At 70.7% G+C, this 16,673-nt stretch carries 14 protein-coding genes; 7 read left to right on the forward strand and 7 right to left on the reverse strand.

What is annotated here, in order from left to right; all coding sequences use genetic code 11:
• Positions 1 to 199: 199 nt before the first annotated feature.
• Positions 200 to 418: a hypothetical protein gene (locus ABIA33_RS32090; RefSeq protein ID WP_370086481.1), complete on the forward strand. Its 219-nt coding sequence runs from the start codon at positions 200 to 202 to the stop codon at positions 416 to 418.
• Between the two features lie 86 nt (positions 419 to 504).
• Positions 505 to 1,272, forward strand: coding sequence for an HAD hydrolase-like protein (locus ABIA33_RS32095; protein ID WP_370086483.1), 768 nt, complete (start codon positions 505 to 507; stop codon positions 1,270 to 1,272).
• A 90-nt stretch (positions 1,273 to 1,362) separates the two neighbouring features.
• Here the strand turns inward: ABIA33_RS32095 and ABIA33_RS32100 are convergent, their stop codons facing one another.
• Entirely contained in the window at positions 1,363 to 2,574 is a 1,212-nt protein-coding gene (locus ABIA33_RS32100; RefSeq protein ID WP_370086486.1) for an FAD-dependent monooxygenase, read from the reverse strand.
• Positions 2,575 to 2,883: 309 nt separating this feature from the next.
• Between ABIA33_RS32100 and ABIA33_RS32105 the strand changes: the two genes are divergently transcribed.
• Positions 2,884 to 3,582, forward strand: coding sequence for a ThuA domain-containing protein (locus tag ABIA33_RS32105; RefSeq protein WP_370086488.1), 699 nt, complete (start codon positions 2,884 to 2,886; stop codon positions 3,580 to 3,582).
• Between the two features lie 59 nt (positions 3,583 to 3,641).
• Here ABIA33_RS32105 and ABIA33_RS32110 read toward each other — a convergent pair whose 3' ends face one another.
• The 3 genes from ABIA33_RS32110 to ABIA33_RS32120 form a co-directional block, all read right to left on the reverse strand.
• On the reverse strand, positions 3,642 to 4,856 hold the full coding sequence (locus tag ABIA33_RS32110) for a YncE family protein (RefSeq protein WP_370086490.1): 1,215 nt from the start codon (positions 4,854 to 4,856) through the stop codon (positions 3,642 to 3,644).
• A gap of 186 nt (positions 4,857 to 5,042) precedes the next feature.
• Complete coding sequence (locus tag ABIA33_RS32115; protein WP_370086492.1) at positions 5,043 to 5,795, reverse strand: class I SAM-dependent methyltransferase; 753 nt, start codon at positions 5,793 to 5,795, stop codon at positions 5,043 to 5,045.
• A gap of 168 nt (positions 5,796 to 5,963) precedes the next feature.
• The gene (locus ABIA33_RS32120; RefSeq protein ID WP_370086494.1) at positions 5,964 to 7,385 is read right to left on the reverse strand and encodes a ricin-type beta-trefoil lectin domain protein; all 1,422 of its coding nucleotides are present in this window, start codon (positions 7,383 to 7,385) and stop codon (positions 5,964 to 5,966) included.
• A 383-nt stretch (positions 7,386 to 7,768) separates the two neighbouring features.
• Between ABIA33_RS32120 and ABIA33_RS32125 the strand changes: the two genes are divergently transcribed.
• A complete protein-coding gene (locus tag ABIA33_RS32125; protein ID WP_370086496.1) occupies positions 7,769 to 9,436 on the forward strand; it encodes a beta-1,3-glucanase family protein in 1,668 nt (555 codons plus the stop codon).
• A gap of 58 nt (positions 9,437 to 9,494) precedes the next feature.
• Here ABIA33_RS32125 and ABIA33_RS32130 read toward each other — a convergent pair whose 3' ends face one another.
• Positions 9,495 to 11,033 (reverse strand): MFS transporter, encoded by a 1,539-nt coding sequence (locus tag ABIA33_RS32130; protein ID WP_370086498.1) that lies wholly within the window; start codon positions 11,031 to 11,033, stop codon positions 9,495 to 9,497.
• 370 nt (positions 11,034 to 11,403) lie between these two features.
• Here ABIA33_RS32130 and ABIA33_RS32135 point away from each other — a divergent pair, with 370 nt between their 5' ends.
• From ABIA33_RS32135 to ABIA33_RS32145, 3 genes are all read left to right on the forward strand, one after another.
• Positions 11,404 to 12,417 (forward strand): NADP-dependent oxidoreductase, encoded by a 1,014-nt coding sequence (locus tag ABIA33_RS32135; RefSeq protein WP_370086500.1) that lies wholly within the window; start codon positions 11,404 to 11,406, stop codon positions 12,415 to 12,417.
• 14 nt (positions 12,418 to 12,431) lie between these two features.
• The gene (locus ABIA33_RS32140; RefSeq protein WP_370086503.1) at positions 12,432 to 13,211 is read left to right on the forward strand and encodes an SDR family NAD(P)-dependent oxidoreductase; all 780 of its coding nucleotides are present in this window, start codon (positions 12,432 to 12,434) and stop codon (positions 13,209 to 13,211) included.
• 277 nt (positions 13,212 to 13,488) lie between these two features.
• Positions 13,489 to 13,839 carry a VOC family protein gene (locus tag ABIA33_RS32145; protein ID WP_370086505.1) on the forward strand — a complete coding sequence of 117 codons (351 nt, stop codon included), beginning with the start codon at positions 13,489 to 13,491 and terminating at the stop codon, positions 13,837 to 13,839.
• A gap of 238 nt (positions 13,840 to 14,077) precedes the next feature.
• On the opposite strand, the gene ABIA33_RS32150 is transcribed toward ABIA33_RS32145, so the two are convergent.
• The gene (locus tag ABIA33_RS32150; RefSeq protein WP_370086507.1) at positions 14,078 to 15,112 is read right to left on the reverse strand and encodes a zinc-binding alcohol dehydrogenase family protein; all 1,035 of its coding nucleotides are present in this window, start codon (positions 15,110 to 15,112) and stop codon (positions 14,078 to 14,080) included.
• A 99-nt stretch (positions 15,113 to 15,211) separates the two neighbouring features.
• Positions 15,212 to 16,525: a hypothetical protein gene (locus ABIA33_RS32155; protein ID WP_370086509.1), complete on the reverse strand. Its 1,314-nt coding sequence runs from the start codon at positions 16,523 to 16,525 to the stop codon at positions 15,212 to 15,214.
• Positions 16,526 to 16,673: the final 148 nt, after the last annotated feature.

Consider the following 16,673-nt stretch of genomic DNA (forward strand, 5'->3'; position numbering starts at 1 on the left):
CCGACTGTGCGGCGTCGCCGACGCCGGGCAGCGCGCGGCCACGCGGCTTCGGCCGATGGCGGAGATACTCGATCTGAGAGGCGTCGAGAGCGCGTGCCGCTGACTACCTGCCGCGCGAGGCGCAGAGGTGAAGGAGGACGAGGTGGACACCTGGGCGACGTGGACCACTCCTGGCATCTTTTCCGGCCGCGGAGGTGTGATGACGGACGAACTGGGCGTGATCACGGGCGAGCTGACCGTGCACACCACCTGGATCGAAGGGGAGGCGCAGATCACCGTGCAGTACCTGGGCGGCGAGGACTGGTACACGCTGAGCGGAAGCCCAGTGCCGGCCGCGGACGAGGTGACCGCCAGGGCACTGCACCAGGCGGCTGTGGAGGCCGTCAAGCACGGCGCGGGCGCGCAGGCCCCCCGCTGACCCGTCACGCGCGCGCCGTCCGGCGAACCGGCGTGGGCCCGGATTTTCGGCTGACCCCGCACTCCGCATCCGGATACAGTGCGGTCATGCCCTCTCCGGGACCCCAAACGCAGCGGTCCGGCGCGGCTCCGGCACGCCTCCAGCGCCGGCTCGTGCTGTGGGATGTCGACTCGACCCTGCTGGACCCGGCCGGCTTCGGTCGCGACGCGATGCACGCCGCCTTCGAACACCTCTTCGGCACGCCGGTCACCACCCCCGTGCACTTCGCCGGACGCACCGACAAGGCGATCGTTCGGGAGTTCCTCGGCCACCTCGACTCCGATCACCTGGACCGCTCCGACTACGCGGACGCGTTCCAGGACCTGGCCGCCGCCATCGCCGAGGAGCAGCGGCACACGTTCCTGGCCGGCGGAGGCCACGTCCTGCCCGGTGCGGCGGAGGCCCTCGCCGCACTGGCCGACCTGCCCGACGTCGTCCAGTCGGTGCTCACCGGGAACATGCGCCGGATCGGCCTGGTCAAGCTCGGCGCCGCGGGCCTCACCGACCGGCTGGACCTGGACGTGGCCGCCTTCGGCGACGAGCACCTGGTGCGCGCCGACCTCGTCGACGTCGCCCGCGGCCTGGCCGAGCGCAAGTACGGCGTGGAGTTCCCCGCCGAGTCGGTGGTGATCGTCGGCGACACCCCGCTGGACGTGGAGGCCGCGTTGGCCCGTGGCGCCACCGCCGTCGGCGTCGCCACCGGCTCCTTCAGCGAGGCCGAACTGGCAGCCTCCGGCGCCCACACGGTCCTACCTGACCTGACGAACACCCCTCGGCTCCTCGCAGCGATCCGCGCAGCTGCTCCGCGCTCCTGACCAGACCGGTCAGACGGGCACCGCACGGGAGCCCCCGTGCGATGCTCCTCGACGGCCGGCCACACCTTGTCGCGCAGCAGCGGGACCTCCTCACAGAGGACTGGGCCGACGTGCCTGCAGGGTCCTCACGACCTTGGGACCCAGCCACTTCCGGAACTTCCGCAGTGCTGTGAACTCCTCAGCGGCCTGGTTGACCCAGTAGTACATCTGGGGCGGCACATGCGGAAGGAGCGGCGAGTGCCGCTGGCCGAGCAGCGAGAAGAGCTGTGCGGGCTTCAGGTGGATGTAGCGGGGGATGTTCTCGTACCACTGGGCGCTGTAGCGCGCCGCGCTCTGGGTGGAGAGGAGGGCGCGTTTCCGCTCCTGCTCGTAGGCTGCCAGCGCCGGCTGGAGCCCGGGGTGCCGATGCAGCGCTCCGGCGAGGCCGATGGCGTCCTCGAGCGCCAACGTGGTTCCGGCGCCGATGGAGTAGTGCGTCGTGTGGGCGGCGTCTCCCAGCAGCACGATGTTGTCGTGGTGCCACGTCGCGTTCGTCATGGTCCGGAAGTTGAGCCAGGGGGCACTGCCGCCCCCGTCCGCTCGGTTGATCAGCGGTTGACCGTCGAGCTGCTTTGCGAAGATCGTCTCCAGCAGCGTCAGTGTCGCGCTCTCTCCCAGCCTGTCGAAACCGAGCCCGGCCCAGGTCTCCGCCGAGCACTCGACGATGCAGGTACTGAGATCGCTGGTGAACCGGTAGGCGTAGAACCAGATCCAGCCGGATTCCGTCTCGACGAAGGCGAACGTGAAGCGCTCGAACGCCCTGCTCGTTCCGAGCCAGATGAACTTGTTCTGCCCGGCCGTGACCTCGGTCCCGAAGTGATCCGAATGAAGCTGGCGCAGGCGGCTGTTGACGCCGTCACCGGCGACGATCAGCTCTGCGTCGGGGAGTTGGGAGGAACTCTCGATCTCGCGACCGAACTCGATGCGCACACCGAGGTCGGTGGCCCGCTCGGCCAGGAGGTCGAGCAGACGCTGTCGGCCGATGCTGAACCCCTCGTCACCACGGTGGGTCGTCACCTCGTCCCGGATGTGCGCCACGCCGCCTTCCCAGCGGACGGAGTGCTCGCTGATGGCTCGCGCGGTGAGAGCGTCGCCTTCGCGCAGTTTGTCGAGCAGGTCACCCCAGTAGGTCACCCCCCAGCCGTAGGTGGATCCCACGGGGTTGCGTTCGAGGACCGTGATGCTGTGGTCCTGGTCGTACTTCTTCATCACGATCGAAAAGTAGAGGCTGGCGGGCCCTCCACCAACGCACACGATGCGCATGTGTCCCCACGATCCAAGTAGCTCACCGTAGTTATATCGTGCCACACCGTAGCATTCCGATCACCGCAGGAGTGACGGCCGATCCGCCGATCGGCAGGCGTCGCCCTTCACCCCCCGCCTCACCATCCGAGGCGGTCGCGGAGGGCACGTTGGACAGCAGTACCGCCCGTCCGCGTTGTGTTCTGCTGGGAGTTGCCCACCGGATGAGAGCGCCGGGAGGTGGTCTTGACCAATATCATCTGCGGCTCCTAGTCTCGCCTCGCCCGAACGAAAACGATTTCTGCAACTTTCGCCCTCACGGAGCCGTTCTTGCCCGCCCAGCGCGTCCTGCTGTTCACCCGCACCACCGGATTCCGCCACCGGTCCATCCCCGCCGCGGTGACGGCGTTCCGCGAACTCGCAGCGGAACTCGGGCTGGACGCCGTTGCGACCGAGGATCCCGCGGAGTTCACCGCCGAGACCCTTGCCGACTGCCGCACGGTCGTGTTCCTCTCCACGACCGGCGAGGTGCTCACCGAGGACAGCAGGCAGGCACTGGAGGGACATCTCGCCTCAGGCGGCGGATTCCTCGGCGTCCACTCGGCCGCGGGGACGGAGTACGACTGGCCGTTCTACGGCGGCCTGGTCGGCGCCCGGTTCCGCAGCCACCCCGAGTCCCAGCCTGCGATCCTGACGGTCGAGGACCGCGCCCACCCCGCCACCGCGCACCTGCCCGAGCGCTGGCCCTGGACCGACGAGTGGTACGACTTCCGCACCGACCCGCGCCCCGGCGTCCGGGTCCTGCTGTCCGTGGACGAGGGCGGATACCGGGGCGGCGGCATGGGCGCCGGCCACCCACTGGCCTGGTGCCACCACTACGGCGGCGGACGTTCCTTCTACACCGCACTGGGCCACCACAGCGCCGCCTACACCGACCCGGACTTCCGCCGGCACCTGCTCGGGGCGCTGCGCTGGACCTGCGGTGATCGCACGTCACGAGACGAAGAACTCGACTACTGCCGGACGTAGGCCGCGATCGGCGAACGACCTGGCGCGACGGGCCTGGCCGGAGGGCTGCTCACCTCGCGTCAACCCGCCGAGGGGGACAGGCCGGTCAGTACCGTCGGGTCGATCCGGCCCGTGCGTTCGCGCTGCGGGAAGGAGCCGACCGGGACCCGGGCGATCTCGCGCGCCGTGGCGTAGTCGATCACGGAGACCGCGTTCGCCTTGCTCAGCGAGACAAAGCACAGCGAGCCGTCCGCGCTGGTCGTGGCCCAGTACGGGAGGCTTCCGGTCGGGTAGGTGACGGTCCCTCGCGTGCTGGCGTCGGAAGTGGCGACGATCGCGGCGTAGTCGTCGATCGTGCCGGCGTCGCACACGTTCGCCCCGTCGCCGGAGACCGCGAGCCCGTGGTGCGCCGAGTTCTGCGGGTAACTGTCCGGGTTCAGCGCGGCGCCCGCCGCGCTGAAGGGCATCTGCACCGTCCTGACGATCCTGCTGGTCGCCAGGTCGTACTGGACGAAGCCGTTGAGGTACGACAGGTCCGTGTACATCGTCCGGCCGTCCGGTTCGATGACGTTGGGTCGGATGCCGTGCGGGAACTGCCAGGTCTGCACCACCTTGAGGGTCTTCGCGTCCACCTTGGTGAGCTGGAGGCTGCCCTTGGCGAACTCCAGGAACTGGGGCAGGGAGGTGACGCCGATGCTGGAGTTGTAGATGTACCTGCCGTCGGGGCTGTAGTCGTTCTGGTGCGGATACGTCCCGGTCGGGAAGGTGCCGACGACCGCGCCGTCGGCGGTGTCGAGCACCTCCGCCTCCTGGGCCGTGGTCGCGGAGACCACATACCGGGTGCCGTCCGGGGAAAGCGCGGCATGGTCGGCCTTGAAGCCGTCGAGCCGGGTGCGCCACAGTTGCGTGCCCGTAGCGATATCGTAGGCGGCCACGTCGTCGAGGTTGCCGCGCGAGACGTAGAGGCGCCGGCCGTCCGGAGAGAGCGTCGCGTCGTCCACCCACCGGGTGCCGCCCTCCACCGACGTCACCGTCTCGAACCCGGCCCACTGGATCGGGTCCATCGCAGCGATGCGCTGCTGGGCGTCGGCGGTCACGTTCAAAGAGCCGAGGTTCTGGAAGGTGTGCGCGTCGATGAAACTCACCGTGCCGGCTTGGCTGTTGCCCACGACCAGGACGTCACGCGGGCTGTCGGCGGCCCGGGCGACGGAGGGCGGACCGACGACGGCCCCGCCGAGCAGGACGGCCGCGCCGGCCGCGACCGAGAGTAAGCGCGCAGTGGGACGTGTGTTCATTCCGTGCCTCCAGTAGTGGCATGTCCACAATCATTACTTGACAGTAAGGAGGACGGCACAGTCCCGCCAAGAGTCGTGCGGGCAGAGATTGCCCGAGGCTGCGAAGCGTCGGGACCCGCGCCGGTCGCCAGGGGCCGCAGCCCGCCTGGACGCCGCCGTCGCCGCGCCCCGCCTCGCTCGCCTCGCTCAGCTGACGCCGCCGCGCCCATCGGCGGGGCGGCGCGCCACCACCAGGCGGCAGCGCGGGCTGCCGTCGGCCCGCAGACCGAGTTCTGTCAGCGGCATCGTCTCCACGGCGAAGCCCGCGGTCTCCAGTTCGGCCCGCACCGCTGCGAGTTGGAACGTGCGGTAGTACATGACGAACGGCGGGTGCAGCAGCGCGTTGCGTACGTGCATCGCCGCGTCGAACCCCCACAGCGCCCAGTACAGCCGCGAGCCGACCCTGGCAGGGGCGGCGATGGGGAAGGCGAACCGCCCGCCAGGCACGAGGACGTCGTGTACCTGGGCGAACAGCGCGGGTCGCTCCTGCGGCAGGAAGTGGCCGAACGCCCCGAAGCTCACCGCGAGGTCGAAGACGGGTGCGAACGGCAGGCGGCGGGCGTCCGCCCGGGTCCAGCTCACCGTCGGCCCCGCGGAGACGTCCAGGTGGGCGGCACGGGCCGCACCGAGCATGCCCGCGCTGAAGTCGACGGCCACGACCCGTTCGGAACACACCTGCTGGAGCACGTCCACGCCTGCGCCGGTGCCGCAGCAGAGGTCGAGCCCGGTACCGAACGGCCCGTGCGACCCGAGGGCGCGAGCGACGGCGTCGAGCACGCGGTCCGGCGTCCGGAACGGCGTCTGGTCGAACTTGGGCGCGAGCAGGTCGTAGCCGCGCTCGGTGGACGAGGCCGCCTGAACGGCGAGTTCGCGAAGGGTCGGGCCCTGCGGAGTGAACACCCAGGCAGCGTAGCCGTACTCTCCGCCCATTCTCAGGAAACCGCCAGGCCCCGGCGCACACCGGTGACGGAGCGCCGTCGGAGGCCACAACCCGTAGGCAGGCCGTCGGACGGCCTGCCTACAGGGCCTACGCGCCCTACGCGAGAACCGGACGGACTCGGACGGACGTCAGGGCAGGTTCCAGTGCTGGTTGGCGCTGCCCGCACAGGTCCAGATCTCCGCCTGAGTCCCCGGGGTGGTGGACCAGCCGGTGTCGTCCAGGCACTTGCCCGACTGGGGGTTGACCAGCGACCCGTTGGACTGAGCCTGCCACTGCTGGGCACCGGTGTGGTTGCAGTCGTAGAGGTCGACGGTGGTGCCGTTGGCCGTGCCGCCACCGTTGACGTCCAGGCACTTGCCGAGCACCTGGAGACTGCCGTCGGTGGCCACGGTCCAGTTCTGGGCCGGGGTCTGGTTGCAGGTGTAGACCTGGACGGGGTTGAAGTTCGTGGTGCTGGCGGCGCGGTCGTCGAGACACAGTCCTGCGTAACCCGTGATGGCACCGGTGGCACCGGTGCCGCCGCCTCCGCCGCTGCTGGACCCGCCGGTGAACGGCTGGAAGGTCCGCGCGAAGTCGCCGGTGTTCTGGCTCAGCCCGCTGCAGGTGCCCGATGCCGTGGTCGAGCCGGCGCAACCGCCGTTGTCCCGGTTCTGGGACCAGTAGGACAGCAGGGCGATTCCCTTGGACGCGTCGTAGGACTCGACGTTGGCCGCGTCAGCGAGGGTGAAGACCTCGCCGGCGCTGTCGTTCTGCCCGATCATCGGGGTGTTGCCCAACTTCGCGTACGCCGCCGCGGTGGAGATCCCGAACGCGCCGGCGACCTGGCCAGCGACCGCGTCGAGGGCCTGGTTGGAGGCGTTGCCCATCTCGGTCCCCGAGGTGGCGTAGTCCATCGTCATGATGTTGACGACATCGGGTGTGAAGCCGTTGGACCGCGCGTTGTTGAGCAGGTTCACTCCGTCCTGGCTCAGGCCGCCAGGACTTGCCGGAATCGTGAAGGAGATCGCGAGCTGGCGACCGCTGCCGGCCGCCCACGAGCGCACCTGGGCGAGTGCCTGGTCGCGGCGGTCGATGCCGCTGGAGTTAGTCAGCGAGTTCGACTCGATGTCGAAGTCGACGTGTGACAGGTTGAAGGTGGTGATGGCCGACTCGATCTGGGCTGCGGCCGCCTGGGGCGAGGAACAGGAGTCGCCCAGTTCGGTCAGCGCGGTGTCCGACCCGTAGCCGCCGAAGGACAGCGAGACGTCGCCGCCCTGGGCGCGCAGGTTGTCGATCTGGGTCTGCAGACTCGCCTGACTGCCGATCGACCACTGGCAGTTGGCGCCGTCGGCGAAGGCGATGGTGAAGAACTTCGTGCCGTAGCTGCTGGCCACGCTGCTGAGGGTGACATTTCCTGACCAGGTGTCAGCGAAGGGCGCGAACACGTGCGCCGGCCAGGGATTGGGCGAGGAGGCGTACGCCGGGGAGGCGGTGGCCATCCCGGCCACGCCCATCGCTCCGGCCATCCCGAGCGCGGACAGTCCGGAGGCAACTCTCGAGCGTCTGAGCATGCGACTACTCCCTCACTGCTGAATGGAATGCTTCACCCCTTGAAGTGCCAGGGCGTGGGTGATCGCTGGAGGACGGGGCCCGTCAAAGGGGGAGATGTACACCGTCAGTGGTGTAGACCAGGCCGCGCGTTGCAACAGAAGAGCAGCCTTTGACAGATCATGTCAAGACTTCGCCCGGACTGATCCGGTACGGCGTTCCGCGAGGCCGGAGCCGGTTGCGACCCTACAAAAGGTTGCGTTAAGGAAGCGATGAGAGCGCTTTCAGGCGCCAGGTATTGACCAATTCGGCGGCCAGCCGCAAGAGTTGCGGATCATCCGCCGCCCCCACGACAGCCGGCATCCGCGACATTTCGGCCGTCCGTCCGATCCCCCAGGAGCATGACGTGATCGCTCGTCGAACCCTGATCGGCGCCTCCATCGCCGCCGTCGCCGCGCCGTTTCTACTCACCTCGCTGCGCACCGCCTCGGCGAGCACCCCCGCGCGACTCAACGTCAACCTGGTCAACAACACCACGTCCGACACCGTCTACGCGTACGTGCTGGGACTGGACATCTCCCAGGGCAACCAGTGGGCCTTCCTGCAGGCCGACGGAAGCACGCTCTACCACCCGCCCTCCCCGTCGGCGCCGGGTGCGGCGCTCGGCGCGGACTGCGCCATCGCCCTGCCGGCCCGAGGAGCCGCCGCGCGCACGATCTCCCTTCCGTATCTGGCCAGCGGACGGGTCTACTTCTCGGTCGGGAGCAAGCTCGTATTCCTGGTCAACCCCGGTCCTGGCATAGCGCTGCCTTCGGTGGCCAACCCCAGCGACCCGAACATCGCGACGGCCTACAGCTTCTGCGAGTTCACCTACGACACCAACCAGCTCTACGCCAACATCAGCTACGTGGACTTCGCCTCGGTGCCCATCTCCTTCAACCTCCAGACGGCGCAGGGCTCCCAGGTGGTGCAGGGGCTGTCGGCGGGTGGACTCGACACGGTCGCCACCGCCCTGCGGGCGCAGGCGGCGGCGGACGGCGGCGACTGGGGCAAGCTCATCGTCCAGGGCGCATCCGGGGAGACCCTCCGGGTACTCAGTCCCAACACCGCCATCGCCTCCACCCCGTCGCTCTTCAGCGGCTACCTCGACGGCTACATCGACCAGGTGTGGCAGAAGTACCAGAGCACCGACCTGGTGATCGACACCCAGTCCAGCTGGGGCACCGTCAGCGGACGCGTCAGCAACGGCGCACTGACCTTCCCCGGCGTCGGCTCGTTCGCCAAGCCGTCCACCGCGGCCGTGTTCAACTGCAGCGCCGCACCCTTCACCACCGGCAACGACGAGATGGGCAACCTCAGCGCCCGGCTCGCCGCAGGCTTCAACCGCACCACGATCCTGGACAACCCGAACCAGCCGGACGGCGAGAACCCCGCCGCCTTCTACGCCCAGCCGCGGACCAACCACTACGCGCGGATCCTGCACCAGACGGCGACCGACCACCTCGGCTACGCCTTCCCCTACGACGACGTCCACCCCGCCGGAGTCGACTTCGAGGGCAGGGTCCAGTCGTCCGTGCCGAGCGCACTCACCATCAGCGTCGGCGCCGCGCAGGGCACTGCGCCCGGTTCACCGCCGCCGTCGCCGTCGCCGGGCGCCGGCACGAGCGCGTACAGCACGATCCAGGCCGAGTCCTACTCCTCCCGGTCCGGCACCCAGACCGAGAACACCACCGACGTCGGTGGCGGCCAGGACGTCGGCTGGATCGCCAACGGGGACTGGCTCGGATACAACGGCGTCGACTTCGGCAGCACCGGCGCCACCCAGTTCCAGGCACGGGTCGCCTCAGGCGCCCCGGCCGGCGTGAGCGGGTTGGTCCAGGTGCGCCTGGACAGTCCCACCGCGCCGCCCGTCGGCAGCTTCTCCGTCGCCGGCACCGGCGGCTGGCAGTCCTGGCGCACCGTCCCCACCACCATCGCCAGGACCACCGGCACCCACACCGTCTACCTCACCTTCGCCAGCGGCCAGCCTGCCGACTACGTCAACATCAACTGGTTCACGTTCGCAGCCAACTGACCGCGGCCAACGGACCGCAACCGACGGCCGGGGCCGGTGAGTTCGCTGTCCGACCGGGTCATCCGGCGGCTTCGGGGCGCTCCTCGGGGCGTACGGGCGGTGCGTCCAGGGCGCAGTGCATGCGGTACTCGGCGGCCGGCGCCGCCGGGACCGCAAGCGCTGCGGCCCGGCGCGGATTGCGGATGGTGAGCGCGGCGAGGATCCCGCTGAGCACACACAAGGCGGCGGAGATCAGGCAGGCGGTGTGGAAGCCGGACGAGAACTGCGCCGGATGGAGGTACGCGGAGCCGGTGATGCCGGCCGCGGCCGGGAGCACCGCGACAGCGATCAGTCCGGCGGCGCGGGCGACGTCGTTGTTGACGGCCGAGGCCATCCCGGCGTGGCCGGCCGGCGCGGAGGTCAGCGCGGTGGTGGTCAACGGCGCGACCGTGGCAGCGAGGCCGAGGCCGAAGACAGACACGGCGGGCAGCACCTCGGTCAGGTAGTCGCCGTTGTGGCCCACGCGGGTGAGCAGCGCGAGACCGGCGCCGACCAGGACCGGGCCCAGGCTCATCTGCAGCCGCGGGCCGATCCGCCCGGCGAGCGAGCCGGAACGGGCCGAGAGCGCCAACATCAGGATGGTGACCGGGAGCAGCGAGATCCCGGCTTGCAAGGGGCTGTAGCCGGAGACCTGCTGCAGTTGGATGGGCAGCAGGAACAGGGCCCCGCCGAGTGCCCCGTAGAGCACGAAGGTCACGATGTTGGTCGCGGTGAACTGGGTGGAGCGGAACATGCTGAGCGGCAGCATCGGCGCGGCGGCGCGGCGTTCCCGGATCACGAAGCCGCCCAGCAGCAGCACGGCGCCGAGCAGGGCGGTCTGTACGGTGGGGCTGGTCCAGCCGCTGCTCGGCCCGTCGATGAGGCCGTAGGTCAGCGCGACCAGACCCGCGGTGATCAGCGCGGCACCGGGGGTGTCGATCCGGCCGGTGGCGTCCGGGTCATGGGATTCGGGCACGTGGCGCCGGGCCACGACGACGACCAGGGCGGCGAGCGGCAGGTTGATGGCGAAGATCAGCCTCCAGGACACGGCCTGCACGAACCATCCGCCCAGGAACGGTCCGATCGCGGTGGCCACACCGCTCAGGCCGGACCAGGCACCGATCGCCTTGCCCCGGTCCTCGCGTCGGAACGACGCCTCCAGGATGGCCAGGCTGCCGGGGGTGAGCAGGGCGGCACCGACGCCCTGCAGCGCGCGGGCCGCGATCAGCACTCCCGGACCGGGAGCCGCCCCGCACAGCGCGGACGCCAGCGCGAACCAGATGACGCCGATCACGAAGACCCGTCTGCGCCCGTACCGGTCGCCCAGCGCCCCGCCGACCAGCAGGAGGCTGGCCAGGGTCAGCGTGTAGGCGGTGACGACCCACTGCAGGGTGGCCAGGTCCGAGCCGAAGTCCCGGCCGATGGCGGGCAGGGCGATGCCGACCACGGTCGCGTCGATCGAGGCGATCGCCGAGCCGAGGACGGTGGCCGCTAGGACCCAGCGGCCTCGCGCGCTGGCGTAGACCAGGTGGTCGCTGTCACCGGGTGCGGATGCTGCAACGGCTGCCATGGTCCCCATTCTGGGGCCGGGATCCGATGCGGACCATGGGGCGCCGTCGGCGGCAGGAACCGGGAGCCGAGGGCGCGCTGCTGGCGACCGTGGGACCGGCGGCGTGCTTCCTGGTGAACGCATGGCAAGGCGCCGGCACGCGCTTGTCGCGAGCTACGTGGGCCCGCGGCGCCGGCCGCCGATGTCAGAGCCGGCAACGCGGCAAGCGGAGGTGCCGGGCGGTGGGCGCCCGAGCCCTGTCGCTCCCCAAGCCGTAAGCGTTCGGTGGCCCAGAGTTCGACCCTTGGCGACCCCCTCTTGCTTTCAGAGGCGATCGCAGCCTAGTCTCGCGGACGTACCGACCAGTCGGTACGTCCGCACAGCCGAGGAGTCGCCGGACATGAGCCGCACCAACCATCAGCTGCGCCTGGCCCAGCGTCCCGTCGGGCAGCCCAAACCCACCGACTGGGACCACGTGGAGGAGCCGGTCGGCGACCCCGGCGACGGCGAGTTCCTCGTGCAGGTACTCCATCTTTCGATCGATCCGGCCATGCGCGGCTGGATGAACGCGGGAAGGTCCTACATCCCGCCGGTGGAGATCGGCGCGGTCATGCGCGCCGCCGCGGTGGGCCGGGTCGTCGCCTCCCGAAACCCCGGTTTCGCGGTCGGCGACCATGTCTCGGGCACGTTCGGCGTGCAGGAGTACTGCCTGTCGAACGGGCGCGGCGTCACCACGGTCGACCCGGCGCTCGCGGCGCTGCCGGTGCATCTCGGGACACTCGGCTTGACCGGCCTGACGGCCTACTTCGGCCTGCTCGACATCGGACGCCCGCAGCCTGGTCAGACGGTCGTGGTCTCCGGTGCGGCCGGTGCGGTGGGCAGCGTGGTCGGCCAGATCGCCAAGATCCTGGGTTGCCGCGTCGTCGGCATCGCCGGCGGCGAGCGCAAGTGCCGCGTGCTGGTGGACGACTTCGGGTTCGACGCCGCGATCGACTACCAGTCCGAGGACGTGCGGAGCGCGCTGCGGCGGCACGCCCCCGACGGGGTGGACGTCTACTTCGACAACGTCGGCGGTGACATCCTCGACGCGGTGCTGACCCGGCTGGCGCGCGGCGCTCGGATCGTCATCTGCGGCGCGGTCTCCCAGTACAACAACACCGAGCCGGTCAAGGGTCCGAGCAACTACATGTCGCTGCTGGTCAACCGTGCCTCCATGACCGGGATGGTGGTCTTCGACTACGCCGACCGGTACGCCGAGGGCATCGCCCAGCTCGCCGAGTGGTTGGCGGCGGGACGGCTCCGGTCGTTGGAGCACGTGGTCTCCGGCGGGGTGGCGGCGTTCCCCGAGACCCTGCTCGGGCTGTTCCGCGGCGAGAATCTCGGCAAGTTGGTGCTCACGGTCGTGGACGAGTGAGGCAGGTGGCATCGATGGAGCTCAAGGACGCAGGGGTGGTCGTCACGGGCGCCGGGTCGGGGATCGGCGCGGCACTCGCCCGCCGGTTCGCAGCCGAGGGCGCCCGGGTCGTGGTCAACGACCTGGACGGCGCGGCCGCCGAGCGGGTGGCCGCCGAGGTCGGCGGGCTCGCCGTGCCCGGCGACGCCAGCGCCGAGGAGAGCGTGGCCGCGCTGGTGGCGGCGGCGCGCGCCCACCTCGGGCAGATCGACCTGTTCTGCGCGAACGCCGGGATCGAGCCCGGCGGCGGCGTGCACACCCCGGACGAGGTCTGGGACCGGGTCTGGCAGGTGAACGTGATGGCGCATGTGCGGGCGGTCCGCCACCTGCTCGGACCGTGGCTGGAACGGGGACGCGGTCACCTGCTGGCCACGGTGTCCGCCGCCGGCCTGCTCACCCACCTCGAGTCGGCGCCGTACTCGGTGTCCAAACACGGCGCGCTGGCTTTCGCCGAGTGGCTCTCGGCCAGCTACGGCGACCGGGGTCTGACCGTCCAGGTCGTGTGCCCGCTGGGGGTTCGCACCGAGATGTACGAGAGGACGGGCGCGGCCGCCAAGGCGGTGCTCGGCGGTGAGGTCCTCGAACCCGAACACGTGGCCGACGCGGTGATGGAGGGGCTCGCCGACGGGCGGTTCCTCATCCTTCCGCACCCCGAGGTGCGGAACCACTACGCCTTCCGGGCGACCGACACCGATCGGTGGCTCCGCGGGATGCGACGTCTCCGCTCGCGCATCGACGAGGCAGCCGAAAGCTGACGGCCTGGGGAGCGGTGGGGCTCGGTTCCGCGCGCACCGTCGCAGTGTCACTGTGCGGCTCCGCCGCGTGGCTTCGATGGCAAGGCGCCGGGACGGCCTTGTAGCGGAGCTACGTGGGCCCGCGTTGCCGGCCGCTGAAGTCACGGCCGGCAACGCGGCAAGCGGAGGTGCCGGGCGGCGTGTGCCCGAGCCCCATCCCTCCCCAGGCCGTGAGCGCACGTCCTGCGCCACGGCGTGGCAGCGCCGCCGCTGCGGCCGCACCGGATAGGGTCTCCACATGATCAACGGTGCTCACCTGATCATCCACAGCCGCGACGCGGAGGCGGACCGGGCCTTCTTCCGGGACACGCTGGGCTACCCGCACATCGACGCAGGCCGCGGATGGCTGATCTTCAAGCTGCCGCCCGCCGAGCTCGCCATGCACCCCACCGAAGGCCCGGCGCGGCATGAGCTCTTCCTGATGTGCGACAACATCAACGCCACCGTCGGGGAGTTGGCCGCCCGAGGGGTGGAGTTCACGCAGCCGGTCACGGACGCGGGCTGGGGACTGCTGACGTCTCTCCGGCTGCCCGGCGGCAGTGAACTCGGGCTGTACGAGCCCCGCCACCCGAAGGCCCACGAACTCTGACGCGTGGTGGGCGCTCTCGTTCTCTCCCGAGGCTGGCCGATGGTCCCCGCGGCCGCGCGGGTGACGGTCAGTCGGACTCCATCTCCGCCCTCACCGTCAGCACGGCCCGCTACCGGGCGGTGGACAGGGGCCGATCGGCCTTCCTCGGCCTCACCGGGCAGGCGGCCGTGACGATGCGTCGGGCGGTCGCGCCGGGCCGGTAGCGCCGGGCCGCCGCGGATCCGGGCGGCCCCGACCGTCAGTTCTCGTTGACCAGCACGGCCACGCCGTTGACCCGGTCGGCGGCCAGGTCCGCCAGTGCCTGGTCCGCGCGACCCAGCGGGTAGCGGTTCACCTGCACCCGCAGGGAGAGGCCGGCCACCTCCGCGAGGTAGGCGTGACCGTCGGCGCGGGTATTCGCGGTCACGCTGCGCAGCGTGCGCTCCTGGAACAGGTGCGCGGCGTAGTTCAGGGAGGGGATGTCGGTGAGGTGGATCCCGGCGACGGCCAGGGTCGCTCCCCGGTCCAGGGCCGACAGGGCGACCGGTACCAGGTCGCCGACGGGGGCGAACAGGATCGCCGCGTCCAGCGGTTCCGGCGGCGCGTCGTCCGCCCCGCCCGCGGAGGCGGCTCCCAGATCGAGGGCCAGCCTGCGAGCCTGCGCGGAACGGGTGAGCACGTGCACGGTGGCGCCGCGGGCGAGCGCGAGCTGTGCGGTCAGATGCGCGGAGGCGCCGAAACCGTAGATGCCCAGCCGTCCGCCTGCCGGCAACTCGGCGCGCTGCAGCGCGCGGTAGCCGATGATCCCGGCACAGAGCAGCGGCGCGACCTCGGCGTCAGGTCGGTCGCCCGGCAGCGGGTAGACGTACCGGGCGTCCACCAGGGTGTGCCCGGCGTAGCCGCCGTCCAGATCCCATCCCAGGTAGCGCGACTCGGGGCAGAGGTTCTCCCGTCCGCTGCGGCAGTAGCGGCAGCGGCCGCAGGTCCCCGCCAGCCACGCCGCGCCGACCCGGTCGCCGAGGTCGAAGCCCTCGACCTCCGCTCCACGGGCCAGGATCCGGCCGACCACCTCGTGACCGGGCACGCAACGCGGCAGCCGGGGCGCGAGGTCGCCCTCCGCCAGATGCAGGTCGGTCCGGCACACCCCGCAGGCGGATACCGCCAGCAGCAACTGGTGCGGACCAGGCTCGGGCAGGGTGCGCCAGACAGGGCGCAGCGGACCGGTACTGATCGGACCCGGCCGCTCCACCACCCACACGTGGGTCTGAAGGGCAGGTCGGAGGGCGATGTCCATCGTCTTCCTCCTCACCGGACGAGCCGGAGTGCACTTTCAAGCTTCCTCCTGATGGCTTCATCCGGCGATCGCCGATCGCCGATCACCCCACCGGCCGGGTCACGGCGGGCTGGGTGAGTAGAGCATCAGGTAGGCGCCGTAGAGGGCCGAGAGGCCGGTGCCCGACGCCAGTACGGCGATCAGGGTGATCCGGTTGCGCAGCCGGACGAGGGCGGTGGCGATCGGCAGCAGCAGTGGAAACGCAGGGAGCAGGAAGCGCCCGCGTGAGGAGAAGTAGGCGGCATCGCCCAGCGTGATGACGATGATCACCAGACTGAACACCAGCCAGGACAGCGGCTGCCGCTGCGCGAACGTGATCACCAGCAGCACCGCCGCGGCGATCAACATGCAGCCGACCATGGGGAAGTAGAGGTTCACCGGGGTGTCCCGGGTGAACAGCATCTTGAAGTCCGCGGCGGTGGTGTGGCCGAAGTCGAAGCGTGTCCGCCACAGTGCCTGGATCCGGAAATAGGCGTCCCAGCGGTGCAGTCGCAGCCCCGTCCACGCGACAAAACCGAGCCAGCCCATCGGCGCGAGCACAGCGGCGACGGCCGGCCGCCACAGCCGGGTGCGCCCCAACGGCAGGGCGGTCTCCGCGCACTCCTCGGACCTGGACAGCCGTTCAAGCCAGGCCGGCCCGGATCCGGATTCGCGCACTGTCGACCAGACCTCCAGCGCGGCCGCCGCGACCACGGCCGCCGCGACGGCGACACCGGTCGGCCTGGTCAGTCCGGCCAGGATCGACAGTGCACCGGCGGTCAGCCAGCGCCGCGTGGCCAGCGCGTACAGCGCCCAGGCGGCCAGCGCGGTGAAGGCGGCCTCGCTGTAGCCGGCGCTCTCCACAGCGGCCGTCGGGGCGATGCCCCACAGCAGCGTCGCGATCGTGCCCACCCGCGGCCCGTAGCGGTGGGCCGCCACCGCGAAGATGCCCCCGGCCGCGACAAGGGAGCAGAGTCCCGCCGTCAGCAGACCGGCGGCGCCCCACGGAACGAACGCCAGGACCGTGTGCACCAGCCGGATCAGCGCCGGGTAGACCGGGAAGAAGGCCAGGTTGGTGAAGTGCAGGTGCTGGCCTGGTTGTACCGGGCGGATGGCGTGGTCGTAGCCGTGCCGCGCGATGTCCAGGTACCAGGCCGCGTCCCAGTGCACCGCCAGGCGGCGCAGTGTGTGCGTGGCCGAGCCGCGGCTGAGCGCGACGGTGACGGCCAGGCCGGCCACCCGGGCGACCAGGAACAGCAGCAGTGCTGGTGCGGCCCGGCGCAGCCAACCGAGGAACCGGCTCGCCCGCGGGTCGGGAGGCGACGGGCGGCGGCCGCGAGCGGGCAGCAGGGCCGGGGATTCTGGCCGCGCGGAGGCGCGGGTCTGTGCGGTCACGCTGTCCTCGGGGTCATCGCAGGAGCCCCACGGGTGGGACATCACAACAGGCCTGAATCGGAGAATGGCACGCGAACGTGTACGGACCGCAGACTTCAGGTGAGGAGTAACGACCCCAGGTCGTATGACCGACCGGCACATGGGGGGC

The sequence above is a fragment of the Streptacidiphilus sp. MAP12-16 genome (assembly GCF_041262165.1).
Taxonomy (GTDB): domain Bacteria; phylum Actinomycetota; class Actinomycetes; order Streptomycetales; family Streptomycetaceae; genus Streptacidiphilus.

Coding starts and splice junctions, on each gene's coding strand:
- ABIA33_RS32140 (WP_370086503.1), top strand. CDS start 12,432: ATGGAGCTCAAGGACGCAGGGGTGGTCGTCACGGGCGCCGGGTCGGGG.
- ABIA33_RS32095 (WP_370086483.1), top strand. CDS start 505: ATGCCCTCTCCGGGACCCCAAACGCAGCGGTCCGGCGCGGCTCCGGCA.
- ABIA33_RS32100 (WP_370086486.1), bottom strand. CDS start 2,574: ATGCGCATCGTGTGCGTTGGTGGAGGGCCCGCCAGCCTCTACTTTTCG.
- ABIA33_RS32145 (WP_370086505.1), top strand. CDS start 13,489: ATGATCAACGGTGCTCACCTGATCATCCACAGCCGCGACGCGGAGGCG.
- ABIA33_RS32130 (WP_370086498.1), bottom strand. CDS start 11,033: ATGGGGACCATGGCAGCCGTTGCAGCATCCGCACCCGGTGACAGCGAC.
- ABIA33_RS32150 (WP_370086507.1), bottom strand. CDS start 15,112: ATGGACATCGCCCTCCGACCTGCCCTTCAGACCCACGTGTGGGTGGTG.
- ABIA33_RS32090 (WP_370086481.1), top strand. CDS start 200: ATGACGGACGAACTGGGCGTGATCACGGGCGAGCTGACCGTGCACACC.
- ABIA33_RS32135 (WP_370086500.1), top strand. CDS start 11,404: ATGAGCCGCACCAACCATCAGCTGCGCCTGGCCCAGCGTCCCGTCGGG.
- ABIA33_RS32110 (WP_370086490.1), bottom strand. CDS start 4,856: ATGAACACACGTCCCACTGCGCGCTTACTCTCGGTCGCGGCCGGCGCG.
- ABIA33_RS32120 (WP_370086494.1), bottom strand. CDS start 7,385: ATGCTCAGACGCTCGAGAGTTGCCTCCGGACTGTCCGCGCTCGGGATG.